Origin of the sequence: Nocardiopsis exhalans (genome assembly GCF_024134545.1) — a bacterium.
GTDB lineage: Bacteria > Actinomycetota > Actinomycetes > Streptosporangiales > Streptosporangiaceae > Nocardiopsis > Nocardiopsis exhalans.
In genome coordinates this window covers 5654825-5680627 of the sequence record NZ_CP099837.1, presented here as the reverse complement: position 1 = coordinate 5680627, position 25803 = coordinate 5654825, and the positions used below count along the sequence as shown (strand labels likewise).

General features: G+C 69.7%; 22 protein-coding genes. 13 read left to right on the top strand and 9 right to left on the bottom strand.

The genetic code is table 11. The features are described 5' to 3' along the window. Positions 1-652 precede the first annotated feature (652 nt). From nrdR to NE857_RS25070, 5 genes are all read left to right on the top strand, one after another. On the top strand, positions 653-1141 hold the full coding sequence (gene nrdR / locus NE857_RS25090) for a transcriptional regulator NrdR (RefSeq protein ID WP_254417935.1): 489 nt from the start codon (positions 653-655) through the stop codon (positions 1139-1141). Between the two features lie 158 nt (positions 1142-1299). Then, on the top strand, positions 1300-4107 hold the full coding sequence (locus tag NE857_RS25085) for a vitamin B12-dependent ribonucleotide reductase (protein WP_254417934.1): 2808 nt from the start codon (positions 1300-1302) through the stop codon (positions 4105-4107). Positions 4108-4384: 277 nt separating this feature from the next. Continuing rightward, positions 4385-4717, top strand: coding sequence for a hypothetical protein (locus NE857_RS25080; protein ID WP_254417933.1), 333 nt, complete (start codon positions 4385-4387; stop codon positions 4715-4717). Continuing rightward, the gene (locus tag NE857_RS25075) at positions 4699-5133 is read left to right on the top strand and encodes a type II toxin-antitoxin system VapC family toxin (RefSeq protein WP_026117004.1); all 435 of its coding nucleotides are present in this window, start codon (positions 4699-4701) and stop codon (positions 5131-5133) included. The genes NE857_RS25080 and NE857_RS25075 overlap by 19 nt, the downstream gene beginning before the upstream one ends. A 107-nt stretch (positions 5134-5240) precedes the next feature. Beyond that, the gene (locus NE857_RS25070; protein ID WP_254417932.1) at positions 5241-5672 is read left to right on the top strand and encodes a CBS domain-containing protein; all 432 of its coding nucleotides are present in this window, start codon (positions 5241-5243) and stop codon (positions 5670-5672) included. A gap of 38 nt (positions 5673-5710) precedes the next feature. Here the strand turns inward: NE857_RS25070 and NE857_RS25065 are convergent, their stop codons facing one another. Further along, positions 5711-6016 (bottom strand): hypothetical protein, encoded by a 306-nt coding sequence (locus tag NE857_RS25065; RefSeq protein WP_254417931.1) that lies wholly within the window; start codon positions 6014-6016, stop codon positions 5711-5713. A gap of 338 nt (positions 6017-6354) precedes the next feature. Between NE857_RS25065 and NE857_RS25060 the strand changes: the two genes are divergently transcribed. Together NE857_RS25060 and NE857_RS25055 are read left to right on the top strand one after the other, a co-directional pair. Then, a complete protein-coding gene (locus NE857_RS25060; RefSeq protein WP_254417930.1) occupies positions 6355-8232 on the top strand; it encodes an SPFH domain-containing protein in 1878 nt (625 codons plus the stop codon). Further along, complete coding sequence (locus tag NE857_RS25055; RefSeq protein WP_254417929.1) at positions 8233-9708, top strand: SPFH domain-containing protein; 1476 nt, start codon at positions 8233-8235, stop codon at positions 9706-9708. Positions 9709-9841: 133 nt separating this feature from the next. Here NE857_RS25055 and NE857_RS25050 read toward each other — a convergent pair whose 3' ends face one another. The 3 genes from NE857_RS25050 to NE857_RS25040 all read right to left on the bottom strand — a co-directional run bounded on the left by NE857_RS25050 (position 9842) and on the right by NE857_RS25040 (position 11745). Then, a complete protein-coding gene (locus NE857_RS25050) occupies positions 9842-10030 on the bottom strand; it encodes a hypothetical protein (RefSeq protein WP_254417928.1) in 189 nt (62 codons plus the stop codon). Between the two features lie 346 nt (positions 10031-10376). Next, positions 10377-11033, bottom strand: a complete 657-nt coding sequence (locus NE857_RS25045) for a hypothetical protein (protein WP_254417927.1) — start codon at positions 11031-11033, stop codon at positions 10377-10379. 73 nt (positions 11034-11106) lie between these two features. Then, a complete protein-coding gene (locus tag NE857_RS25040; RefSeq protein WP_425572137.1) occupies positions 11107-11745 on the bottom strand; it encodes a DoxX family protein in 639 nt (212 codons plus the stop codon). Positions 11746-12043: 298 nt separating this feature from the next. Here NE857_RS25040 and rnhB point away from each other — a divergent pair, with 298 nt between their 5' ends. The 4 genes from rnhB to NE857_RS25020 all read left to right on the top strand — a co-directional run bounded on the left by rnhB (position 12044) and on the right by NE857_RS25020 (position 17069). Then, positions 12044-12691, top strand: a complete 648-nt coding sequence (gene rnhB, locus NE857_RS25035) for a ribonuclease HII (protein WP_254422087.1) — start codon at positions 12044-12046, stop codon at positions 12689-12691. 282 nt (positions 12692-12973) lie between these two features. After that, the gene (locus tag NE857_RS25030; protein WP_254417925.1) at positions 12974-15478 is read left to right on the top strand and encodes an AAA family ATPase; all 2505 of its coding nucleotides are present in this window, start codon (positions 12974-12976) and stop codon (positions 15476-15478) included. A gap of 35 nt (positions 15479-15513) precedes the next feature. Next, positions 15514-16245, top strand: coding sequence for a nucleotidyltransferase family protein (locus NE857_RS25025; RefSeq protein ID WP_254417924.1), 732 nt, complete (start codon positions 15514-15516; stop codon positions 16243-16245). A 44-nt stretch (positions 16246-16289) separates the two neighbouring features. Beyond that, entirely contained in the window at positions 16290-17069 is a 780-nt protein-coding gene (locus NE857_RS25020) for a tyrosine-protein phosphatase (protein WP_254417923.1), read from the top strand. Between the two features lie 24 nt (positions 17070-17093). On the opposite strand, the gene NE857_RS25015 is transcribed toward NE857_RS25020, so the two are convergent. The 4 genes from NE857_RS25015 to NE857_RS25000 form a co-directional block, all read right to left on the bottom strand. Then, positions 17094-17255, bottom strand: coding sequence for a hypothetical protein (locus NE857_RS25015; RefSeq protein WP_254417922.1), 162 nt, complete (start codon positions 17253-17255; stop codon positions 17094-17096). Positions 17256-17281: 26 nt separating this feature from the next. Continuing rightward, a complete protein-coding gene (locus NE857_RS25010; RefSeq protein ID WP_254422086.1) occupies positions 17282-18895 on the bottom strand; it encodes a hypothetical protein in 1614 nt (537 codons plus the stop codon). Positions 18896-19070: 175 nt separating this feature from the next. Then, positions 19071-19433, bottom strand: coding sequence for a transposase (locus NE857_RS25005; protein ID WP_254422085.1), 363 nt, complete (start codon positions 19431-19433; stop codon positions 19071-19073). Positions 19434-19700: 267 nt separating this feature from the next. Continuing rightward, positions 19701-19985 carry a three-helix bundle dimerization domain-containing protein gene (locus NE857_RS25000; RefSeq protein ID WP_254417921.1) on the bottom strand — a complete coding sequence of 95 codons (285 nt, stop codon included), beginning with the start codon at positions 19983-19985 and terminating at the stop codon, positions 19701-19703. A gap of 580 nt (positions 19986-20565) precedes the next feature. Here NE857_RS25000 and NE857_RS24995 point away from each other — a divergent pair. Together NE857_RS24995 and NE857_RS24990 are read left to right on the top strand one after the other, a co-directional pair. Continuing rightward, a complete protein-coding gene (locus tag NE857_RS24995; RefSeq protein WP_254417920.1) occupies positions 20566-22623 on the top strand; it encodes a SpoIIE family protein phosphatase in 2058 nt (685 codons plus the stop codon). Positions 22624-22819: 196 nt separating this feature from the next. Continuing rightward, on the top strand, positions 22820-24487 hold the full coding sequence (locus NE857_RS24990) for an RNA polymerase sigma factor (protein WP_254417919.1): 1668 nt from the start codon (positions 22820-22822) through the stop codon (positions 24485-24487). A 419-nt stretch (positions 24488-24906) separates the two neighbouring features. On the opposite strand, the gene yaaA is transcribed toward NE857_RS24990, so the two are convergent. Continuing rightward, on the bottom strand, positions 24907-25701 hold the full coding sequence (gene yaaA / locus NE857_RS24985) for a peroxide stress protein YaaA (RefSeq protein WP_254417918.1): 795 nt from the start codon (positions 25699-25701) through the stop codon (positions 24907-24909). Positions 25702-25803: the final 102 nt, after the last annotated feature.

Here is a 25803-nt window from a genome sequence, read left to right as displayed (position 1 = left end):
ATTAGTCGTTGCACACGGTGATATCAAACAAGCGTTCGAGAACAGGTGGTCGGTGCTGTGCGGGGATTTCGTCTTGTGTTTTTCGGGTCCCGATTCCCGCGGTCCCCACTTATGTGTGTACACGTGTTCACCCGACGCTGTCCCCCGAATGTGCGAAGAGGTTCGCGGAAGAGAGCCTGGATGTCCGGGGAAGGGGGCGGGCGGGCTCCAGGGCGGCGTGCGTGCGGTGTGCGGTCCGGGTTCCGGTATGGGGTTCGTCTCGCCCGTGGGCGCGCGGCCGCCACCGGTGCGCGGCCCGGTGCTGGGTGGGGCGGCGGGGAAGGGGATTCGGTCACGGGAGGGGTGTGGCGACCGGCGAGTCACGAGCCCCCTCCCCCTTATCCTTGGATTCGGCGCCCGGCGCCGCACATTCCCCACCTGTCCGCCCCGCCTCCCCGAGTCCCGTTTCTCGTCGGTCGGTCGCCCCTGTCGGGTCGGGTGCGGGGACACGCCGCGGGCAGGGTTGCGGGCGTCCGTCTCGACGCCTAGGTTCGACCACAACATCTGGTGTTGGAATGGGGTTCGTGGTCAAGAAGTTGTGGTTAAGTAGACCCCTGGGGTGAGTAGCCCCCTAGGATTGTTGCTCGGGTACAGGGAAGCCAGGTGAACCGGGATGCACTGTCCGTTCTGCCGCCATCCGGACACCCGGGTGATCGACAGCAGGTCCACCGACGACGGCGCGGCCATCCGGCGCCGCCGGTCCTGCCCCGTCTGTGAGCGCCGCTTCACCACGCAGGAGACCGTCCTGCTGATGGTGGCCAAGCGCTCGGGGGTCACCGAACCCTTCAGCCGGACCAAGATCATCGCCGGGGTGCGCCGGGCCTGCCAGGGCCGCCCCGTCTCCGAGGACGCCCTCGCCAAGCTCGGCCAGCAGGTCGAGGAGGAGATCCGCGGCCGGGGTGTGGCCGAGGTGCCCGCCCACGAGATCGGTCTGGCCATCCTGGGCCCGATGCGCGACCTCGACGAGGTCGCCTACCTGCACTTCGCCAGCGTCTACCGGGGCTTCGAGAGCCTTGCCGACTTCGAGGCGGAGATCGCCAGCCTGCGCGAGGACCGCGAGGCCGACACCGAACCCGCGGTCGACACCGCTTCCACCGGGTAGCCCGAACGGCGCCCACGCGACGCCGGAACGGCCACCCGAAGGTGGGCGGGAGCACGGCCAAGGACACCGCCGTACCCCCGCACCACCCCGAACACACATGAACGCCCGCGCGGTCGACGCCGGTCCGCGCATGAACGTACTTTCGGGGAGACGCTGCCATGACGGAAACCACGCGCGGTCCAGTGGGGCGCAAGGGCAAGGGGCCACGCAAGGGGCTCAGGATGCGGCGGGTCAACACGACCGCGGGCACGCACCCCTACGACACCCTCGAATGGGAACGCCGCGACGTCGTCATGACCAACTGGCGCGACGGCACCGTCAACTTCGAACAGCGCGGCGTGGAGTTCCCCGTCCCCTGGTCGGTGAACGCCACCCAGATCGTGGCCAGCAAGTACTTCCGCGGAGCCGTCGGCACACCTGAGCGCGAGTGGAGCCTCAAACAGCTCATCGACCGCGTCGTCGGCGTCTACACCGAGACCGGTCGCGCCCACGGCTACTTCGCCTCCGAGGAGGACGCCGAGGTCTTCGACCACGAACTCAAGTACGCCCTGGCCCACCAGCTGTTCAGCTTCAACTCCCCGGTCTGGTTCAACGTGGGGACCAGTGCTAAGGCCCAGGTGAGCGCGTGTTTCATCCTCTCCGTGGACGACAACATGGAGTCGATCCTGGACTGGTACAAGGAGGAGGGGCTGATCTTCAAGGGCGGCTCCGGCGCGGGGGTGAACCTGTCGCGGATCCGCTCCAGCAAGGAGCTGCTCTCGTCCGGCGGTGCGGCTTCGGGTCCGGTCTCCTTCATGCGCGGCGCGGACGCCTCGGCCGGGACCATCAAGTCGGGCGGGGCCACCCGGCGGGCGGCCAAGATGGTCGTGCTGGACGTGGACCATCCCGACATCGAGGAGTTCGTCGAGACCAAGTCCCGCGAGGAGCACAAGATCCGGGCGCTGCGCGACGCCGGGTTCGACGTGGACCTGGGCGGTGACGACATGTTCAGCGTCCAGTACCAGAACGCCAACAACTCGGTCCGGGTCTCTGACGCCTTCATGCGCGCGGTCGAGACCGGCTCGGAGTTCGGGCTGACCTCCCGCACCACCGGCGAGGTGATCGCCACCGTCGACGCCAAGGACCTCTTCCACCGGATGGCCCGCGCCGCCTGGGAGTGCGCGGACCCGGGCATCCAGTACGACGGCACCATTCAGGACTGGCACACCAACCCCGAAACCGGGCGCATCAGCGCAAGTAACCCATGTAGTGAATACCTGTCACTGGATGACTCGTCCTGCAACCTGGCCTCGGTCAACCTGCTGAAGTTCCTGCGTGAGGACGACACGTTCGACGTCGAGGGGTTCACCCGGCTCACCGAGCTGGTGATCACGGCGATGGACATCTCCATCACCTTCGCCGACTTTCCCACCGACAAGATCGGCGAGACCACCCGTGCCTACCGCCAGCTCGGCATCGGGTACGCGAACCTGGGTGCCCTGCTCATGGCCACCGGCCACGCCTACGACTCCGAGGGCGGGCGCGCCGTGGCCGCCGCGATCACCTCGCTGATGACCGGGGCCGCCTACCGCCGCAGCGCCGAACTGGCCGGGGTGGTCGGTCCCTACGAGGGCTACCGGCGCAACGAGCAGGCCCACAAGCGCGTCATGCGCAAACACGCCGCCGCCAACGACGACCTGCGCACCGTCGGCGCCCTGGAGGATCCCGTCCACGAGGCCGCCACCAAGGAGTGGGCCGAGTGCCTCAAACTCGGCGAACGCCACGGCTGGCGCAACGCCCAGGCCAGCCTTCTCGCACCCACTGGGACCATCGGGTTCATGATGGACTGTGACACGACCGGGATCGAGCCGGACTTCTCGCTGGTCAAGTACAAGAAGCTGGTCGGCGGCGGGTCCATGCAGATCGTCAACCAGGCGATCCCGCGGGCTCTGAAGAACCTCGGGTACCAGGACGAGCAGGCCGAGGCGATCGTGGAGTACGTCGCCGAGAACGGGCACGTGGTGGAGGCACCGTCGCTGAGGCCCGAACACTACGAGGTCTTCGACTGCGCCATGGGGCGCCGCTACATCGAACCCATGGGGCACGTGCGGATGATGGCGGCCACCCAGCCTTTCCTGTCCGGGGCGATCTCCAAGACGGTGAACGTGCCCGAGGAGGCCACGGTCGCCGACCTCGAGCACATCTACTACGAGGGCTGGCGCCTGGGGCTCAAGGCGCTGGCGGTCTACCGCGACAACTGCAAGGTGGGCCAGCCGCTGTCCACGGCCAGGAGCGAGGGCAGGGACGAGGGTAAGGAGGAGGTCCCCAGGGTCGTCGAGGTGCCCCGGCCGGTGCGGCGCCGGCTGCCCAAGAAGCGGCCGAGCGAGACCACCTCGTTCTCCGTGGGCGGAGCCGAGGGGTACATCACCGCGGGCTCCTACCCCGACGACGGGCTCGGTGAGGTCTTCATGAAGCTCGGCAAGCAGGGCTCGACCCTGGCCGGGGTCATGGACGCCTTCTCCATCGCCATCTCCATCGCGCTCCAGTACGGGGTTCCGCTGGAGACCTACGTGGAGAAGTTCACCAACATGCGCTTCGATCCGGCGGGCATGACCGACGATCCGGACATCCGTATGGCGCAGTCGGTGGTGGACTACATCTTCCGCCGCCTGGCCCTGGATCACCTGCCCTACGAGGAGCGGGCCGCCCTCGGGGTGCTGTCCGCCTCCGAGCGCGAGGCCCGGCTCAACGGCGAGGACCCGGCCCAGACCGCGGTGCAGGTGGAGTCGTACGCGCAGTCGGCGGCCCCGGCCGAGGCCCCGGCGTCCCCGCGGGAGGAGCGCTCCGAGCCCCGGGCACCCCGGGTGGCCCCGTCCGAGGGGTTCATCGCCGACGCCCCGCTGTGCATCACCTGCGGTACCAAGATGCGGCCCTCCGGCAGCTGCTACGCCTGCGAGGGCTGCGGAGCCACCAGCGGCTGCAGCTGACCGGGAGAGGTGGAGAACCGAGGGGGCGGCCATCCGGCCGCCCCTTTTTTTGTGGTCGAATCCAGCCTGTGCCGTCCTGGGGCGGCACCGATGAACCGGGAAGCAACAGGGGCCCGGGTGTGTTTCCTCATTCACCGGGAAAGAAGTTACCACCGCCGGTAGCATCACCTGCATGGGAGCTGAACTTATGGAATCGGGATACAGATCCGCCGAGCAGGAGCCCGGTCAGTCGGCCGTTCAGGCGATTCATGCGGGGTCTATAAGCCTTGGTGGCGGATTGTCCAGGGACCAGCTGGTCACCCTCGCGCAAGCGCTGCGCGAACTGGGCGGGGCCGTACCTGAACCGGTCCCGTCCGGTGCACGGGAGGACTCGAGTTTCTCCGGCGGTCGTGCGCGCAAGATCAGCGTCTCCATGCCAGAGGACCTCAGCGCCGCCGTCCAGCAGAGGGTGGGGCGGGGGGAGTTCAGCAAGTATGTAACCGAGGCGGTCGCCCAACGACTGGAGTCCGACCTGTTGGCCGAGCTCGTCGGGCTGCTCGACGAGGAGCACGGTGAGGTTCCGGAAGATCTGGTTGCGGAGGCGGAGGGCGCATGGCCGGACGTCGAGTGACCGGAAGCGGCACACTCGTCCTCGACAGTGAAGGGCTGTCCAAGCTCTCTCACGGGGACAAGCGAGCCCGCGCTCACCTCGAGGCCGCGCGGCGAAGAGGAGCACGCGTGGTTACCAGCGCGCTCACCCTTACCGAGGTACTCAGGGGCGGTCCGAGGGACGCCGCCGTGCACCGGGTCCTGGCGAGAGTCGAGGTCGTTCCGGTCTCGCCAGAGATCGGTAGGGCCTCGGGGGAGCTCCTTGGCAGAGCTGGTTTGTCCGGTCACCGTTGCGCGATCGATTCCGTGGTGGCGGCCACCGCGCTTCGGCAACCGAGGCCGGTCCTCGTACTGACGAGCGATCCCGAGGACCTGGCCGCGCTCGTGGAGGAACCGGAGCGGCCCAGATCAGAAAGGGTCGCGGTGGTGCCCCTCTGAGTTCGTGACGGCTTCTTGGCGGCGGCGTGGTCCACACCTGTGGTTGGCGGGGGAGGGGAGCGGGTAACCCTTCGGCACCCGGTGACAGCCAGCGGAAGGTGGTTCCCATGCTGATAGCCGCGATCCTGCGGGCAAAGGGCCCGGAGGTGGTGAGCGTCGCTCCTGAAGCGACCGTCGCGCAGTTGCTCACCGAGCTCGCCCGTCACAACATCGGCGCCGTGGTCGTCGCCGCGGAGGACGACACGCTCGTCGGCATCGTCTCCGAACGTGACGTCGTCCGACACCTGGAGCGCCGTGGACCGGACCTGCTGTCCGCCCCGGTCTCCGACATCATGACCTCCGACGTGGTCACCTGCACCCCCGATGACACCGTCGAGGAGATCAGCGAACACATGACCATGCGCCGGTTCCGGCACGTCCCGGTCACCTCCGAGGGGCGGCTGGCGGGAATCGTCAGCATCGGTGACCTGGTCAAGAGCCGTCTACGGATCCTCGAGGACGACCGGGCCCAACTGGAGGCCTACATCCACGGCCGGTAGCGGGCCCGGCCTCCCCCCGACCGCCGCCGCGCCGTGTCTCAGGTATCGGAGCGATCGCCCGACACCACGGCGACGGCGGCGGTCGCGGCGGTCACGCCCAGGACCGCCGGCCAGGAACCGACCTTCCTGGCCAGCGGGTGCGACAGGCCGAAGGCGGCCACGTACACGCCGGTCAGCGCGATCGCGGTGCCCAGACCCGAGCTGCGGCGCGTGGTCTCGAAGGCCGCGGCGCCGAACCCGGCCAGGACCGCCCCGCCCAGGGGCCGGTTCCCGGTGGCGCGGGCCACAGAGTAGCCGCCGATCAGACCGGCCGTGGTGAGGGCAGCACTGGGTATCGCGGGCATCGAGAACTCCCCGTTTGTCGTGATTCGGTCAGACCGAGGCTATCCCCGCTCCGGGAGGCGCGCCATTCGGCGCGCGTGTCCCGGTCCGGGGTCGTTTCCGAGGGCTGTTGTGCTCCCCGGCCTGGTCCGGTTCCGCCGGGGCGGTCGGTCACCGGGCGGCTGATTCCGCGTCACGCTCAGGACACGAACCATAGGTTTCGGCTGGTGTACGTGCCAGTCTAAGAACAGACCGCTACCGCCTTCTCGTGCGTCGCTCCCGTCCCGACCTGGAACCGGAAAACAGTACGCAACGTCCAAGCTGATAGTTCCCGACGTCCCGTTACAAGGAGTGCATGCCTATGTCGTTCGCGCAGACCGTGCGCGGCGCGGCCAGTGCGGTAGCCCAGGGGGGCGACCCGCGTCAGGCCGTGACCGACGCAGTCCAACAGGCCGCGGGCCAGGTGGGCGGACAGGGGGCCGGCCAGCGGTCCGGTCAGAGTTCGGAGAGCGGTCTCGACCCGCAGGACTTCGTTGCCGCACGTGAGCAGGGTTCGTCCGTCGACACCCGTATCGAGCAGAAGACCACATCGCTCAACAACGCAGGCGAGGCCCTCAACCGCAGCTACTACGAACGCGGTCGCAGCGGCCCCGTTCACGTCATCTGTCCGATGGTCACCCCCCGGGGACGCACCCTCGTCACGATGCTCCCGGCGATCGCCCTGGTGGTCATCGGTGTCATCGGGTTCTCGACGGTGACGGCGACGGCGATGGTCACCGGCGCCAACCCGCTGCTCAACCCCTTCTTCGGGATCCACTACTGGCTCATCACCCTCGCCGTCACCGGCTTCATGTGGTGGCGCCAGGGCATGGTCATGGTCCCGGACGGCTGCAAGGCCATCATGACGCGGTTCGGGAAGATGGAGGGCCTTCTCGACCCGGGCCGGGTCACGCTGTTCAACCCCTGGAAGCGCGTCTCCTACATCGTCAACACCGAGCGCGAGTACCCGTTCAACGCGCCGATCCGGTCCGCTCCCACCAAGAGCGGCGTCCAGGCCTCGGTCGACCTGTTCGTGCAGTTCAAGATCAAGAAGCCCGACGACTTCGTCTACACCCTGGGCGGCGTCCACGGTTTCCAGGAGAAGCTCAACAACGCCATCAGCGAGACCACCCGCAGTCTCATCTACGAGCAGGAGGCCTCGGCGATCTACGACATGGTCGGCGAGGGCACCCAGGGACTGCTGACCTCCCTGAACAGCCAGTTCAACGGGATCGTCGAACTGACCAGCGCCAACATCACCCACGCCGAGCCCTCCAGCCAGGAGTACCGGATGGACCTGGCGGCGCCGGAGATGGTGCGGGTGGCCAAGGACGCCTACACCTTCGAGTACGAGCTCCAGCTGCGCAAGGAGCAGAACGAGGGTGACCTGAACAAGGAGCTCGCCACCCTCAACGAGACGCTCTCCGCGATCCAGGCCGACATCGCCCAGTACCAGGCGCAGATGGACACCGCCCTGGAGCGTGAGACCAACCGGGCGCGCGCCACCGCCCGCCAGCGCTTCGTGGAGGCCGAGTCCGAGGCCAACGCCAACGCCGCGCTGCTGCAGGCCCAGGCCCTGGACATCCGCGCGGTCAGCGCCGCCGAGGCGCCCGAGATCCTCAACTACCGGTTCCGGGAGAACCTCCTGGACAAGCTGGAGTCGGTCGCGGACAGCCTGCCGCAGGTGTTGCGGATCGGTTCGGGCGACGGTGCCAGTGTCGACTACCTGCGCATCGCCCAGGAGATCATCGGTCAGAGCGACACCGCCCTGTTCTCCGATGAGGACATGGCCGCGGTCCGTGAGCGTCTGGGCGAGATCAAGGCCCGCATCTCCCAGCGCGAGCAGGAGATCAACGCCCTCATCGAGGAGGAGGCCAACGCACGCCGCGGCCCCTCCGTCGAGGACCCGGGCGAGGACCTGGTCGAGGAGATCCGCCAGTCGGTGAGCGACGAGGCCATCGACGAGCGCATCTCCGAGGCCGCTCCGTCGCCGGACACCGAGCCCGCCTCGCCCGCCGAACAGGCTCCGCACGGTGACCCGGCCGCCCACGGCGGTCAGGCCCCACCGGCAGGGCAGCCCCCGGTCGACGCCCCGCCGCCCTCCGGCGCCCCGTTCCATAACCCGCAGGACCCGCAGAACCCGCCGCCGCCCCCGTGGCCGCAGGGCGGTTCCGAGGGCCAGCACCCGGGAGGTCAGTAGATGAGTGAGTCCTTCAACCCCGGCGGCGGCTCCAACATCAAGGAGTCCCTCTCCTCGTGGGGTGACCTCGCGGGGCTGCTGCGCGGCGGTGACCAGGGCGCGATCGTCCCGGTCGTCATACCGCGTGACAACCGCGGACTGCGCTGGACCATCCTGGTGTGGTTCGGCCTGTTCGCGATCAGCAGTGCGCTGATGATGACGCTGAACGCGGCGTTCGGCAGCGGCCTGTCCGGCGTGGCCTACGGCGCCCTTGCGGTGCCGACCCTGATCGTCGGTGTGCTCAGCGTGCTGCTCGGGGGCCTGTGGTGGTGGCGCGGCGCGATCGTGGAGATCGAGCAGGGCACCGACGGCATTCTCACCAAGTACGGCAAGTTCACCCAGGTCATCGGCCCGGGCCGGCACTACCTGTGGCACCCGTGGAAGCGCGTGGACTTCGTGGTGGACACCAGCACGGAGATCCCTTACACGGCCCCGGTGCTGGCCTGCCCCACGCGGGAGAACGTGCCGCTGAAGTCGATCGAGTTCTTCCTGAAGTTCCGGATCAAGGACTCGCACAAGTTCGTCCTCACCATCGGTGCGAGCAACTTCGACCTCGTGCTCTCCAGCGCGGTGCAGGACGCCATCCGCCAGCGCAGCCGCATGGTCAACACCGAGTCCGCCTACGACCTGCGCGGCTCGAACGTCGAGGACATGCGCGGCCTGCTCAACAACCAGCTGAGAAAGTACGGCGTCGAGATCACCGGCTGCAACATCCCGGACGTGCAGCTGCCCAACCAGTACCAGCAGCACCTGGCCACCCGGGAGCGGGTCGCCAAGGAGCTGGTCGCCTACGAGCAGGAGTGGGAGCTCACGCGCAAGCGCCGCATCGACACCCTGCTCATGGACATCGAGCGTTCCAAGAAGACCCGCGACGCCAAGATCGTCGAGGTCAACGCCTCCCTCAACAAGGCGCGCAAGGACGTGGCGCAGATGCTGGAGGAGCAGGAGACCGAGGCCCAGCGGGTGCGGTACGAGATCGAGACGCGCGGCCGGGCCGACCTGGTCGCTGCCGAGAACGAGGCCAAGGCGCAGCGGCGTCTGGCCACCGCCTACCGGGACAACCGGGCGGTGCTGGAGTACGAGCTGGCCCGACGCCGCCTGGACGTGGGGGCCGTCCTGGCCGGGCGGGCTCCGCGCCCGGTCGTGGTGCAGACCGAGGGCGGCTCCGGTGACGCTTCCGCCCTGTCCACCCTGCTCACCGCCCAGCTGCTGCCGCAGGTCATGAACAGCGGGGGTGGCTCCTCCGCCCGTTCGCTGGGCGCTTCGGCGGCCCAGGAGGCCTTCGACAGCGCCCAGGGTTCGGTGGCCGCGGCCGCCGCCCGCCAGCAGCAGCTGGCCGAGGAGCACCAGAGCCAGCAGGACACCGCGATGCGCCAGCAGTTCGAGCGCGGTGAGGGTTACGGCGGCAGCCAGGACGGTGGCCGACGCGGTCGCTGACCTCCGGCTCAGTGCCGCCCGGGTCCTTCGGGAACCGTGCCGACTGGTGCTTTCCGGCAACGGAGGAACGTGCGAGGGGCCCTGCGACATCTCGTGTCGCGGGGCCCCTCGTCTGCCTGGGGAGGGAACGCTCTCACGTGCTGAGGGTCAGGGAACCGTACCCGGCGATGTCGATCCCGTGCCGGGCGGCGATCTCCACCAGGTCCTCGATCTCTCCCGCCTGGGCGGTGGCCAGGTCGTCGTCACCGATGGCGTGGGCACGGCGCAGCGCGGTGATGGAATCGTGGATACGCAGGTGAAGGGTGAGCACGAACTCGCGCATGGAACCTCTCCTCGGGTGGGGCGGCGCTGCCTGGGGGAGAACCTTGAGGGGTGTCTCCCGGGGGACGCACCCATCTGTACACGCCGAGGGTGAGAGAAGAGTTGGAGCGGGGCAGCGCCCGGCAAAGAGCCGGTTAAGAGCTCGGGCCGCCGGTGCCCCGGCGGTGCCCCGGCGGTGCCCCGGCGGTGCCGTCTGGCGGTGCCGTCTGGCGGTGCCGTCTGGCGGTGCCGTCTGAAAGGGGCCCCGAATAAGGGAGGCCTGGCAGCGTCTCCGGGAGGAGCGCTGCCAGGCGGTGTGGAACCAGAGGCGAGTCAGGGGTGCCGCGAGGCTCCGCGGCCCGCGGGGATCAGTGGTCCACCCAGACGTACCAGTCACCGGAGATGTGCTCGTAGATCCGGGACCCCTGGCCGGGCACGAAGACCCCGACGGGGATCTCCTCGGTGCTGTGCGCCAGCCCGGCCGGGTAGAAGAGTCCGGCGTCCTCCACCTCGTAGTGGGTGACGTCGTCGGTCACCGAGACGCTGCGCAGCGAGTACATCCCGGTCCACTCCCCGTTGCGGGGGATGGTCGTGGGGTCGGCGACCTCGTCGCGGAGTTCGAGGAGCTGCTCGGCGGAGGCCTGCACGCGCATCTGCAAGGGCACGTCGGCCACGGCCAAGCCCAGCGAGAGGAAGGCGATGAGCGGCGCGGAGATCCAGCGCAGCCAGTAGTGGCGGATCATCGGACGGGCGACGGCCAGCGCGATCCCCAGGCGCAGTGCGCCCATACCGGCCAGGAGCAGCCCGCCGACCATGCCGATGACGAACGTGGGCAGGTGCCCGGCCGGCATGCTGTCCTCGAAGAGAAGGACGAGTCCGATCACCCCGCACGCGGGGATGTAGAGCCGACCGGGCGGGCGCGAGGCCCAACTGATCAGCCGCTGCGCCAGCGTCGGCTTCTCGGCGATCTCGATCAGCTTGGCCACGGACCCGTCAGGGTTCGGGCCGGAAGCTGAGGCGGACATGACGTTCCCCCCACCGAATCCGGGTCGTGGTGACGCGGGTCCCGGGGCAGCCGAAGGGCTCGAACGGGCCGCGTCACAGTCGATACGGCCGTTGTTGTGCGGCCTGTTCCACAGGATAGAGCAGAGGTGGGGCGTGTTCGGGGCGACGGGGCGAAATAGCGGGAGCTTTCCCCTGTGTCGTCGATGGTGCCCGGCGCCGGACAGGTCGGGGCGCGCTGGGCCGTGGTGAGAGGACCAGGTAGTCCCAGGACCACCGTCCACCACCCACCGCCATCAGGACGCACACCGCCGTGACCAGCGCGGTCGCTCCCCAGGAGCCGAACGGGGACAGGTGCGCGGCCCCGACGGTGAGGGTGCCGATCACGGCCGACAGGGCCAGGAGCGGCCCGGTCAGCCATGTGAGCAGGCCCACGGCGAAGGCCACCGAGAGCGCGACCAACAGGGCGGGGGCCAACGGTGCGGCGAAGGCTGCGACGGGCATACCGGCGTCGGACAGCCGCTCGGCGACCAGACCCTCCTGGCCGCGCAGCGCCAGGCCGTACTCGGCGAACACCCAGCCCACGCCGACGCGGGTGGCGGCGGAGATGACGTCGTAGAGGCGCCCGCGCAGGATGGCGGGCTTGGCCGACCGGGTGGCCAGGGCGGATCGGGTAGGACGGGTGGATCGTTTCGGTGGGCGTTCGGGCCGCATCCTCGGCCTGGTGCGCTGCATGTCCATTCCTCCCGGCAACCCGGCGCGGCGGTTCCAACAAGCGGAAACTACCGAAAGTAACGTGCACTTACCCGGTGTCACTCTCGGAGAGTCGCGCAAAACCCACCGGATTGGGCCCGTCGGTGCGGGCAGGCCCCGGAGCTCCTCGGTCGAACCGGCACGGAAGGTCACCCGCCCGCTCTAGGGTTGTGGCGTGCCGACGACTCGCCAACAGAACAACTCCGTCCAGCAGAAGAGCTCCCTCCAGCAGAACAGCTCCTCCCGCAAGAGCGACCCGCCGCCCGCGCCCACCTTCGAGATCGAGAACGAGCTCCGCGCCGCGGGTGCGCGTGTGGTGGCCGGGGTGGACGAGGTGGGCCGGGGCGCCTGGGCCGGGCCCCTCCTGGTCTGCGCCGCGGTCCCCGGTGAGGGCGAACCGCCCGCCGGGCTCACCGACTCCAAACGCCTGACCCCCAAACGGCGCCGCGAGCTCGCCGCGCAGATCGAGCCGTGGGTGGCCGATCACGCCTTCGGCTGGTCCGAGGCGGCCGAGATCGACGAGGTCGGTATGACCGAGGCCCTGCACCGGGCGGCCCGCCGTGCCCTGGACGCCCTGGAACCCCGCCCCGACGCGGTGCTCCTCGACGGCCGCCACGACTTCATCGGCCGCCCCTGGCCGGTGCGCACCCAGGTCAAGGGCGATCTGACCTGCGTGAGCGTGGCCGCAGCCGCGATCCTGGCCAAGGTACGCCGGGACTCCCTCATGGCCGAGATCGCCGAGGAACACCCCGGCTACGGTTTCGAGAAGGCCGCGGGCTACCCCTCGCCCACGCACCGGGCCACCCTGGCCGAGGTCGGGCCCACCCCCTATCACCGAATGAGCTGGGCCTACCTCGACGACCTGCCCCGATGGCGCCACCTGCGCCGGGTGCGCCCCGCCCCCGGCGGTCAGATCCCGCTGCTCTGAACCCGCTGCCTCGGCCAGGGCGCCCTGAAGCCGCGGCTCCGAGCGGGCCCGGGCGGACCCGCGACACGCCGCTCCGCACTGGACATCCGGCCCCACTTGGGGCAAGGCTGTTCTCCGGGGTGTGCCCGCCTGCCGCACGGGTGGCCGACCGCACCTGCCCCAAGGAACACGAGCAGCCGCGTTCACGGCCACAGCCACGGCCGTGTCGCGGGTGTCGGTCCCCTCCGACCCCGGCCCGCCCCCGGGCCGACCACGCGACCCCCACGCAGGAAGGGGCTACGGATGACGCGCGAACTGCGCTCCACCGCCGCCGCGCAGGCCGACCGCGCCTCGGGACTGGACCGCCTACGCGCCTTCTACCACCGGATCCCCCTCGGTCGGCGTCTGGTGGCGGCGCTGGTGATCGTCACGGTGGTCGCCGTCGTCGCACTCGTCCTGAGCCTGCCCGTGTTCAGGTTCGTGCTCGGCACCGTGCTGCTGCTGGTGGCGTTCTCCGCCCTGATGCGCTCCTTCGACGCCTTCCTCACCGTGGTGGTCTCGGTGGTGTGGCTGCTCATCGCGGTACCGCTCTTCCAGATCCCGCTGACCGCCCAGCCGGTCTCCCTGCTGGTCCTGCCGTTGCCCTTCCTGGTGGTCCTGGCGGCCAGCCGTGCCCGTGAGTTCCCCGTCTGGCACACCTGCCTGCTCGCGCTCACCGCGGGGCTCGTCGTCGGGTTCTCCGTGGCGCTGCTCGGCATGATCGTCGAATCCTTCCCCGGCGGTGCCGGGATCGCCGCGCTCTACGTCGCCGCAGGAGCAGGCCTGCTGTGGCGCCTGCTCGCCTCCGGGCAGGTGGCCAAGGAGAGCCGCGAGAACGACGACAAACGTAGGGGCAGCACGTCCGGATCGCAGTCGGGCGGGGCCCAACCGGGCGGGGAACAGCGCAGGCCCGCGGGGGCGGGGGAGGGCGCCGGCCCCGGCCGTAGGGGCGAGAACGTGCGCGGCCGCGGCTCCGACGGGTCCCGCCGGGGTAGGACCGCCGAGGACGGCGCCGACGCCGAGGAGGAACCCGTCCCGGTCGACGTGGCCCTGGCCGAGCTCGAGAACATGATCGGACTCGACCCGGTCAAACAGCAGGTTCGCGGGATCGCCGCCTCCATCGAGGCCGCCCGCCTACGGGCCGACGCCGGGCTCTGCGTGGAGCGTCCCCTGCGCCACCTGGTCTTCTCCGGGCCGCCGGGTACCGGCAAGACCAGCGTGGCCCGCACCCTCGCCACGATCTTCCACTCCTTCGGGCTCCTGCCCACATCCCGGGTCGTGGAGGCCCAGCGCGCCGACCTGGTCGGCGAGTACCTGGGCGCCACCGCCATCAAGACCAACGAGCTCATCGACAGCGCCCTGGGCGGGGTGCTGTTCGTCGACGAGGCCTACTCACTGGTCAACGAGGGTGACGGCCAGGCCGACCGGTTCGGTAACGAGGCCGTCCAGACCCTGCTCAAGCGGGCCGAGGACGACCGCGACCAACTGGTCGTCATCCTGGCTGGTTACGAGAAGGAGATGGACGCCTTCCTGGCCTCCAACCCGGGTCTGGCCTCGCGGTTCGCCACCCGGATCAGCTTCCCCAGCTACTCTTCCGCCGAGCTGCTCCGGATCGCCGAGAATCTCGTCGCCCAGCGCGGGGACTTCCTCGAACCCGAGGCCGCCCGCACGCTTCGGCAGCGGTTCGAACAAGCGGTCCAGCGCGAGGCGATCGACGAGCTCGGCAACGGCCGCTTCGCCCGCTCCATGGTGGAGAAGGCCTCCCAGGCCCGCGACGTGCGCGTGGTCACCTCGGGGGTGAGCGGTGACGAACCCGCGCTCCGGCCCAGCCCGGACGCCCTGGTCACCGTGCTCACCACCGACGTCGAGACCGCCTATACCGAACTCACCTCCCGCCTGCCGGGCTTCGGGGAGTCCCCGGGGCTGGAGGAGGCGATGGCCGAACTCGACGGCATGATCGGCCTGGAACCGGTCAAGGAACAGGTGCGCTCCCTGGTGGCGCAGCTGCGGGTGGCGCGGTTGCGCGAGGAACAGGGCCTGCCGCACCAGCCGCCGATGCGCCACTTCGTCTTCTCCGGTCCTCCCGGCACCGGCAAGACCACGGTCGCGCGCGTGCTCGGCCGGGTCTTCTCCGCTCTGGGCATGCTGGGCCGGGCCGAGGTCGTGGAGGCCCAGCGCGCCGACCTGGTCGGTGAGCACCTGGGCGCGACCGCCGTCAAGACCAACCGGCTGATCGACCGCGCCCTGGGCGGGGTGCTGTTCGTCGACGAGGCCTACTCCCTGGTCAACCCCGGTTACAGCGGCGGCGACGCGTTCGGAGCCGAGGCCATCCAGACCCTGCTCAAGCGGGCCGAGGACGATCGTGACCGCCTCGTGGTGGTCCTGGCCGGCTACACCGACGAGATGGACCGCTTCCTGGCCTCCAACGCCGGGCTGTCCTCCCGGTTCAACGTGCGGGTGCGGTTCCCGTCCTACAGCCCCGAGGAGCTGTCCGAGATCGCGGACACCGTGGCGGCCCGCACCGGCGACGTCTTCGACGACACCGCGCGCGAGGACCTGCACAGCATCTTCACGCACGTGTGCGCCACCGGGTGGATCGACGAACTGGGCAACGGCCGCTTCGCCCGTTCGCTCTACGAGCGGGCCTGCTCCCACCGCGACCTGCGGGTCTCCCAGGAGGTGGGGGAGGCGGCGACGGCGGCCGAGCTGACCGTGGTCACCAGCGAGGACGTGCGCAGGGCCTACGCCGACGCCACCCAGAACAGCTAGGGATTGCGGCACCCCGTCCTGCTACTGTCCAGTACATGACCGCTTCGCCCTCATCCTCCGCGTCCCCCGTCAAGCAGGCCCTGATCCTCGCCGGTGGACAGGCCACCCGGCTGCGGCCCTACACCGACACCCGCCCCAAGGCGATGGTGGAGGTGGCCGGACGGCCCATCATCGACTACCAGCTGGAGTGGCTGTCCTCGCACGGAGTCGAGCAGGTCGTCGTCTCCTGCGGGTACAAGGCCGAGGTCCTGCGTGAACACCTCCAAGCACGGCAGGGCGGACCCGAGATCACCCTGCTGGTCGAGGACGAGCCGCTGGGCCGCGGCGGTGCCCTGCGCTACGCCGCCACCGGGCTGCGCGACCCCGAAGCCCCGTACTTCGCCCTCAACGGTGACGTCCTCACCTGGTTCCCCCTCGACGAACTCACCGCGCGCCACCGCGCCAAGGGCGGCCTCGGCACCCTGGCCCTGGCCCAGTTCCGCACCACCTGGGGCATCGTCGACGTCGACGGGGACGACCGTATCGAGGGCTTCACCCAGAGCCCTCTGCTGCCGGTGTGGATCAACGCGGGCGTCTACCTGTTCGAACCGGGGCTGACCCCGCTCCTGCCGGTCAAGGGCGACCACGAGTCCTCGACCTTCCCCGACCTCGCCAAGGAGGGGAAGCTGGCCGCCTACCGCATCGACGGTTTCTGGCGCGGCGTGGACACCGCCAAGGACGTCAAGGAGGCGGGGGCGGAGATCGAGGCCATGCGAGGGAAGGCCTGACCTGGCTCTGGCGGGGCACCGGGGCGGTAGGTATCGTCACGGACGTGAAGAATGACGGTTTCCTCCTCCCCAGTGCCCCCAACTTCCGTGACCTCGGCGGTCACCGCACGAAGGAAGGCCGCACCGTACGCGACGGTCTCCTCTTCCGCTCCGACGCCCTGCACAGCATCTCCGAACAGGACCTGCCCACCTACCACGGCTTCGGTATCCGCCAGCTGATCGACCTGCGCACCCACCACGAACGCGACCGCCTCCCGGACCTGGTCCCCGAAGGCGCGGAGTACGCCGCCGTCGGTGTCCAGAACGCCGAGGCGGCGGGGGCGAACTTCGTCGAGACGCTCGCGGACCCGGAGCGGGCCCGCGCGATGTTCAGCGACGGAGCGGCCGAGCGGTTCATGTTCGGCGTCTACCGCGAACTGGTCTCCGACGCCGAGGCCCTGGAGGGCTACCGCGACCTGGTCGAACGCGCCGCCAAGGGCCCCACCTCCCTGGTCTTCCACTGCAGCGCGGGCAAGGACCGCACCGGCTGGGGCGCCGCCTTGCTGCTCACCCTTCTCGGTGTGGAGCGCGCGGCTGTCACCAAGGACTACCTGACCAGCAACGAACGCCAGGCCAACACCGACTTCTGGATGCGCGAGCTGTCCCGGCACAGCGGCCTGCCCTGGGAGGACGTGCAGCCCATGACCCGCGTCCGCGCCGACTACCTGGACACGGCCTACTCGCACATCGACGAGCTCTACGGTTCCTTCGACAACTACGTCGTCAACGGTCTCAAGCTCTCGGGTGGGACGATCGAGGGGCTCAAGGACCGGATGCTCGCCTGAGCGCCCGAATTCCCCGGTAGGGGCTTAGCCCTGTGCGCCCCACACCTCATCGTGGCTGAAGACCTGCTCGCGGCCCTGCTTGATGTCTTCAAGGATCCGCACGGCCTCGGCATTCTCGGCCGTATCGACGAGGAGCCCGGCCAGTTCGTTCGGCTGGGAGAACATGGGCCAGTGGCCGGTGTCCATCTCGGCCAGGTTCCAGCGGTCGCCCCTCAGAGGGCGTCCAGACGGCGGCGGAGGTCGCTTTCGCTGGTGGCGCTGAACAGGACCTCGGTGAGGGTGGCCAGGACCGTGGGGCGGTCCTGGCCGTGGTCGAGCATTCGGCGGGCCGCCGCCCACAGGTTGGCCGGGCGGCCGTCCCACAGGCGTTTGGCGAGGCGTTCGTGTCGGTCCAGTTCGCGTTCGCGCTCGGGGTCCCTGCCGGTGACCGGGCGGTACCAGCGGTCCTGGCCGGTGGAGTGGTGGCGGCCGTTGTGCGGGGTGGCGGCCTCGTACTCGCCGTAGTGGTCCAGCCTTAGCAGCGCCCGGCGGCCCTTGGAGGTGTCCGGGTCGAACTCCTCCGGCGCGCCCGTGACGATCTCGCTGGCCAACAGGGGGAAGGCGAACATCCGGCGGGCCAGGGAGGCGAAGTCGCCGTCCGGGAGCAGGCGGCGCACCGCCTCCTGGCGCAGGCCCAGCGGGCGGGCCGGGTCGCGGTAGGTCTTGGTGAAGGCCGAGGTGGTCTCCCAGACCGCGTCCAGGGTCGCGCCGACCAGGGCCTCCGGGAGTTGGGTGCGCGAACCGGCCCAGCGCACCCAGGCCGCCAGGACGTGCGGCATGGACTCCTGCTCCTCCGGCAGCAGCACCACCCGGCCGGGCAGCCAGTGCAGCAGGAACGACTCCACCTTGCGCGGGCTCACCCGCAGCGGCCGCCCCGAGTCCACGTCGCAGCCGTGCGCGATGATGTGGTCCGCGCAGCGGCTCGCCGCGTAGGAGTCCGAGAGTTCGGCCGCCTGGTCCGAGGCGAGGAACCGGGCGGCCAGTACGGCGCGGCTGTCGCGCCGCCACACCGGGACCGGCGAGGTCGGCACTCCCTCGGGCGGGTGGGGGAGGCGCTGCACCCGGGAGGCGACCAGCGCGAAGTGCGCGGCCAGCGAACCCCCGGTCAGGTCGGCGGCGGAGATCCCCACCGGCTCCACCGTGGGCCCGGCGGAAGGGTCCGCGGCGGCGCCCGTGACCACGCGTTCGGTGCGTTCCAGGGCTCGGGAGAGCAGAGCCCTGGCCTCGCTCAGCTCCAGCTGTTCGAAGTAGGCGAAGTCGTCGCCGCGGGCGCGCTCCCGACACTGTTCGAGCAGCAGGTCCACCTTGGTCGTCACCCACACGTCGCGCAGCAGCCCGCCGCTGTTGTGGTCCAGGACCAGGATCAGCGCGTGCTCGGGCGGTAGCGAGCCACTGCTGTCCGGCGCGTCCCGGCTGAACAGGCACACGACGTCGTCGGTGTCGCCGAAGCGGTCGTTGCTGACGTACACGGCCACGGGGGTCACCGCGCCGAGCTGGGCGGCCCAGGCCGGAGCCTGCAACCCCCGCTCGCGCAGGGCGATCATCCCCTGCTCGGCCAGCTCCCGCTGGGAGGCGGAGGTGCCCAGTGCGGTGATCGCGGCCAGCACGCCCAGCCCCGCCGGCTTGCCGGAGGCGGTGGCGTGCGTGATCAGCCCTTCGCCGAGCAGCCGCTCGACGTCCACCCCGGGTAGCCGCTCGCCCCACCAGGTGCCCAGGAGCTCACTGAAGGCCAGCTCGGCGTCGAGCGGGTGCCGCATGGCGAGCAGCGCTCTGGCCGCGCGCAGCATCTCCTCGAAGGCTGCGGCGGGAACGTCGGGGCCGGTGGGTGAGGGCGAAGGGGAGGGCACGGTCTGAAGCGTATGCCAGTTGGAACAGGGTGTGCTCCCGCTTTTGACATCCTCCCACTCCCGCAAGAGGGGGATTCCAGCAGCTCCTGCTCACAAGAACGGGAGCTGCTGAGGTTCACGGACACTCGATCCCCTTGCGGGGTGGTGTCCCTCCGACACAGGTCTTGGACCCGGGGCTTGCGCCCTGTCCTGCCGCGACACTGAGTGAGGCATTCAGGTCCGCGTTGCAGGAGAAACCGCAGTTGGAACAGACGAACGACGCTTGGCTCTCGCGTGAGTTCTTGTCGATCCAATCGCAGTCACTGCATCGCAGACTGGTGTTCCTGGCGGGCACGTCCTGCACCCGGCCCGGGGCCTTGTGGCCGGTCCGGGTACGTAGGAGCCCCCAGCCCTGGGCGAGGATCGCCCGGTTCAACCCTCTCTTCTGAGCCGCCCGCCTACCAGGCTCTTCGGCCGTCCCCTTGGCCGAGCGGGTCATGTTCTTGATCTGGGGATCCTCGAACCGGATGGTGGGGTGAGACGGTGAACCGCCCTGGGGGCGTTTCACCTGTTCCTGCCCCGCTAGGCGGGAGCGGGCATTCACCCCGGCACTGAAGGACCGGGCACCCCGCCGAAAACCAGGTGGAGGTTGGTTCGTGTGGCCGGTGTGATGACAACCTGCGGACAGCACGGAGTCGGGCACGGACCTCAGGGGTCCGTGCCCGACTCCGTGCGTCGGCTCGGTGTTGTCCCAGCACCGGTCGGCTCAGCGCGGTTCGGGAACCGCGCGGTGGCCGGTGAACAGCGTGGTTCCCGGCCGGCGAACGCTCTTTCGTACGGTTGAGGGCGGCACGGAGTTCACCATGGCCTCGAGGTGCTCGCGGGCGACCCGCTCGACGAGGTGTGGTGTGACCGTGATGCCCAGGTGTTCGACGCAGTTCCAGGTGTCGCTGACACAGCGCTCGACGCAGCGGGGGGACAGCCCGCTGAACTCGTCGTGAAGCCTCGCCGAGATCTGTCTGAGATCCTGGACCGGGAAGGTCTGGAGCATTCTCGCTCACACCCCTAGCTGAAGATGGCCTGGACGGTGACCTCCACCCATTCCACTTGTTCTGGACGGACTGTCAACCCCTCTCGCGGCACGCTGTTGATAAAACCTGGGGGAGGTGCCGTTTACGTGAGTCACACCATCACCGCAGGTCAACAAGACGAAAAGGACGTTTCGGACATATAACAGTCCCGTTTCGAAGATTTCGCCGCAAACCGGCCACCCTTGCTCGTCGTTGGTAATTATGGGAAAACACGCCCGCAAAACCCCCGGTCGGCTGTGTCGAGGGGGTCCTGTGGCCTAACGTTTACCTTCCGTGTCCACGGTAGGTCCCCCGCACCGACGGCCGTTGCGTGTGAGCCGGTGTGTCTTATGCTTGAGCCGTGGCAGCGGCCGAGAGGAGTCATGGAGCGTGACTCCTGGGAGCCGTGGAGCCCCCGACCGGAATCGGCGCCGCGTACCCCGCGCCACAGCGCCGTCGCGAACGGCCGGTGGGCACAGGTGCGCAGGGGACCACGCGGTCCAGAAAAACCCCCATCGAAACACGGCTGGGGAATCCGACGGTTCCGGAGGTGTCGAGCAGTTGAGCGCCGAGACGTCCATTCCCCCACCCCGGATCAGTGTGGCGGAACTGCCAGACGCGGTGAAATCCCTCCTCACCGACGCCCCCATCGGATTCGCACTCCTGGGTCCCGACGACGTCTTCGTCTCCATCAACCCCCGCATGGCCACCGTCTTCGGCAGCACCCCCGCCCGCTGCCTGGGCCGCACCCCCGACGAAGCCCTGAAGCAGGCCGACGACCCCGCCGGGGCCGCCGCCCACCGCGACTCGGTGCGGAGCGTGCGTGAGAGCGGCCACGCCGTACGCGGCCGCCACCGCACCCCCTCCGGGCAGACCTGGCACCTGACCTGGTTCCCGGTCAACGACCCCACCAACGGGGACCAGCACATCGCGCTCATCGCCGCCCGCGACCACGAGGACGACGGTTCCCACCGCGAGGATCAGCGCCTGCGCGCCCTGCTCCAGGCGGGAAACCAGATCGTCTGGTCCGCGGGCCCCGGCGGCGACATCCGCGAGGACTGCCCCCAGTGGCGGACCATCACCGGCCAGGACCTGGACGCCTATCTCGGCCGGGGCTGGCTCGACGCACTCCACTCCGACGACCGGCCCCGCGTCGAACGCGCCTGGGACGACGCCGTCCTGGACGTCACGCCCTTCGACGCCATGTTCCGCGTGCGCACCCGTGCGGGCGGCCACATCCACTACCGGGCGCGCGCCAACCCGATCATGGACGGCGCGGAGACCGCCGAGTGGGTCGGCACCCTGGTCGACATCACCACCGAGCGCGAGGCCGACGAACTCCGCCAGCGGCTCAACCAGCAGCTCAGCGAGGCGGCCATGCGCACCGCCCGCCTCCAGAAGGCCACCTCTGACCTCGCTGAGGCGCTCACCGCTGACGAGGTCGTCCAGGCCATGTCCGAGATCGGCCGCTCCGGCGTGGGCGCCGACCACACCTCCGTGGCCCTCTTCGACCGGGACCGGCTGCGCCTGCGGATGCTCTCCGCCGACGGCTGGGTGGGCCTGCCCGAGCGCGGGTTCTCGCTGGACTACCCCGACGTCGCGGCCAGGGCGGTGGCCGAGCAGACGCCCAGCCTGGCCGCCAGCCCCGCCGAACTGCGCGAGCTCACGGAGAACGCGCCCGAGGTCGAGGCCCTGCTCGAACGCACCGGGGAGCGCGCCTGGGTGGCGCTGCCGATGATGGCCGCGGGCCGCCCCATCGGGGCCCTGCGCTTCTCCTTCGACGCCCAGCGCGACGTCACCGACGAGGAACGCGTCTTCCTGGAGGCGCTCGCCGGGCAGTGCGCCCTGGCGATCGGCCGGGCCATCGTCTACGAACGCGAACACAGCACCGCCGAGGAGCTCCAGCGGAGCCTGCTGCCCGAGGAGCTCCCCCAGGTGAGCGGGGTGCGCCTGGCCGCCTACTACCGGTCGGGCTCACAGCACGTGCAGGTGGGCGGTGACTGGTACGACGCCTTCCTCCTGTCCGACGGCCGGGTCGCCGGGGTCCTCGGCGACGTCATGGGCAAGGGCATCCAGGCCGCCGCGGGAATGAGTCGGATCCGTAACGCGTTGCGTGCACTGGCGTTCTCCATGCCCGAACCAGCCGATGTGTTGACCGGACTCGACCGCATGTTCACGGCCACAGAGGGAATGGACCAGGTGACAACCCTGGTCTACTTCGTCCTGGACCCGGTCACCGGACAGCTCGACCTCAGCAACGCGGGTCATCTTCCGCCGCTCGTGGTCGCCGGGAACGCCGGGCCCTCGCTGCTCGACACCGAGCCCGACACACCGCTCGGCGTCAGCTCTCCGAGGGGTCATCACAAATTCTTCGTCCAACCCGGTAACACTGTCGCCCTCTACTCCGATGGACTGGTTGAGAACCGCAAACGATCCGTCGACGCCGGTCTCGACGAACTCGTCAGGGTGGCGTCCGCGGCTCAGCCCGAAGTGGTGGGCGATCCACAGCAGATGCTGGAGTACCTTGTTGAGAGCATGCTCGAAGGGTATGAGCAGGACGATGATGTCACTCTGCTCGCCGTTCAGCTTCCGGTGATCGATTCCGCGACGGAGCGGTAGACCGTACGAACAAGTCCATTGCCTTGCCTACAGTGAAGAAGCCGCCGCGCCCCGCGAAGCGGAGGTGAATCCGGCTTCCCCGCCCAGTGGGGACGATCCCAGGCCGCAGGTGGGAGAGGGTGCAGTGCCCGGTCCCGGCCGAACCGGACCACCGGGTCCGATCAATTCTCGCCACACGTCCGTTCGAGAGGTGTTTGTGTCATCTGCCAGTTCGACTCGCTCGAAGCAGTCCGAGTCACTGCAAGAGCCCGTCATTCAGCAGCTGATCGAGCGTGGGCGGTCCCAGGGCTTTCTTGAGCCCGAGGACGTGCGCCGTGCCTTCGAAGAGGCCGAAATTCCGATGTCGCAGGCGCAGTCCGTGCTCCGAAGCCTCGCCAAGGAGGGCGTGACGGTCCTCGTTCCGGAGTCGGCCTCCTCGCGGCGCAAGACCACGCGGCGCAAGACGGCTGCCCCTCGGTCCAGCACGACCACCACCCGCTCGACCACGACCACGAGCCGGGCCGCCAAGCCCGTCCGTGCGGCGGCCGCCCAGGAACAGCCGGAGACGGTCACCGCCGTCGTCGACTCCGCCGAGGGCACCACCGCGAAGAAGACCCCGGCCAAGAAGGCGGCGACCGCGAAGAAGGCGGCCGCCCCCAAGAAGACCGCGGTCAAGAAGACCACCGCCAAGGCTCCGGCCAAGAAGGCGGCGGCGACCAAGAAGTCGGCGAAGAAGGACCTGGAGCTCGCTTCGGGCTCCGGTGAGTTCGCCGATGAGGGCCTGGACGACGACCTCGAGCACACCGGCGCCGAGCTGGAGCTGGTCGAGGACTCGACGGACTCCGAGAAGGAGACCAAGCCCGCCAAGCCCGAGACGGTCGGCGCCCCGGTCAAGCCGAGCAAGGACGACGACTCCTTCGTCCTGTACGACGATGACGACGACGCGCCCACCCCGCAGGTGGTCGCGGCCGGCGCCACCGCGGACCCGGTCAAGGACTACCTGAAGCAGATCGGTAAGGTCCCGCTCCTCAACGCCGAGCAGGAGGTCGAGCTCGCCAAGCGCATCGAGGCCGGCCTGTTCGCCGAGGAGAAGCTGGCCGAGGAGGACGACGTCCTCACCTTCGAGCTCCGCGACGAGCTCGAGTGGATCTCCGAGGACGGCGGGCGCGCCAAGAAGCACCTGCTCGAGGCGAACCTGCGTCTGGTCGTGTCCCTGGCCAAGCGCTACACCGGTCGCGGCATGCTGTTCCTGGACCTGATCCAGGAGGGCAACCTCGGCCTGATCCGCGCGGTGGAGAAGTTCGACTACACCAAGGGCTTCAAGTTCTCCACGTACGCCACGTGGTGGATCCGCCAGGCCATCACCCGCGCCATGGCCGACCAGGCCCGCACCATCCGTATCCCGGTGCACATGGTCGAGGTCATCAACAAGCTGGCCCGCGTCCAGCGCCAGATGCTCCAGGACCTGGGCCGCGAGCCCACCCCGGAGGAGCTGGCCAAGGAACTCGACATGACCCCGGAGAAGGTCGTCGAGGTGCAGAAGTACGGCCGCGAGCCGATCTCCCTGCACACCCCGCTGGGCGAGGACGGCGACAGCGAGTTCGGTGACCTCATCGAGGACTCCGAGGCGATCCAGCCGGGCGAGGCGGTCAGCTTCACCCTGCTCCAGGAGCAGCTGCACTCGGTGCTGGACACCCTGTCCGAGCGCGAGGCCGGCGTCGTTTCCATGCGCTTCGGTCTCACCGACGGCCAGCCGAAGACTTTAGACGAAATCGGCAAGGTCTACGGTGTCACCCGCGAGCGCATCCGGCAGATCGAGAGCAAGACGATGTCGAAGCTCCGTCACCCGTCGCGCTCCCAGGTGCTCCGCGACTACCTGGACTAGGACGTGTGCGGCGGTTCCCCCGACGATCCGCCCCACGCGACCGATGCAGCCGGTCCCGGTGAAGACTGACGTCCCAGGCTGAAGCAGTACAGCCGAGAAGCAACACGGCTGAAAAGCAGAACAGGCGCGCCCTCCCGAAGGTGATTCGGGAGGGCGCGCCTGGCGTTTGTGCCCCCTGCCTGCTCACGGGTGTGGCGACCCCCGCGTGTCCCTCGCATGACATCAGGCACTCACTGTCCCCGCACGGAGTCCGATCTCCATCCGATGCGAACCATGCTGCCCCACGCACTGTAGGTGCGGCATAAAGTCACCCGGGTCCCGTTTCGCGCGCCAGGGAACCCCCTTTGGTACGGGTTCGGCCGCCGGAACCGGCACGGGGCCGTGGCCTGAGGCCCGGGCGCGGGACCACCGGGGTGAGCTCAGTCGCGGATGACGACGTCCATCGTGCGCGCGGTCCCCGGCCTGGCCGCGGGCGGCAGCTCCACGGTGTGCCCGAGGTCGCGCAGCGCCGAGACCAGCTCCTCGGGAGTCTCTGCCTGGACGTTCTCACTGATCAGGGCCCGGGCGATGTCGCCGCGGGCGGCCTTGGCCATGTGGCTGACCACGGAGCGCTTGGTCAACCCCGCCACCTCGCGCTCGCGGAGCACGCGCACCGCCACGGTGCGCTCGGCCGCGGCCCCGGTGGGCTTGAACGCCGCCGCGTAGGCCGCCGAACGGCAGTCCACCAGCAGGCTCCCCTCCGTCAGCTCTCCGAGCGGGGCGGTCATCGCCTTGCGCCAGTACGCGCCCAGAGCGCCCAGCGGCGGCAGTTTCACGCCCATGGACAGGCGGTAGGGCGGAAGCTGGTCGGCGGCGCCCACGACCCCCCACAGGCCGGAGAAGACCAGGATCCGCTCGCGGGCGCGGTCGCCGTGCTCGGCCAGCAGCCCGGGCAGGCCGAGACGGTCGTAGAGCACACCCGTGTAGAGGTCGGCGGCGCGCAGCGTGGGCGCGGTGGTCAGGTCGAGGTTGCGCTTGACGGCGTCGGCCTGGCCCGCGGACAGCCCGAGGACCTCGCGTGCGGTGTCCTCGGGGCCGGAGCAGAGTTCGGTCAGCGCGGCTACCACCCGCTCCCGGGCCGGGGCCAGTTCCGGCAGGACCAGCGCCCCCGGGTCCAGGCGGGGGCCCTCGCCGGAGGTGGCCTTGCCCTCGGAGGGCGGGAGCAGGATGAACATGAACTCTCCAGGTCGCGGGTGCGGTCTCGGGTGGGATGAGGCGTGTGCGGTGGGGGCGTGCCCATGTTAGGGCGTGCCCGGCTGGATAGGATGTGCCGCTTC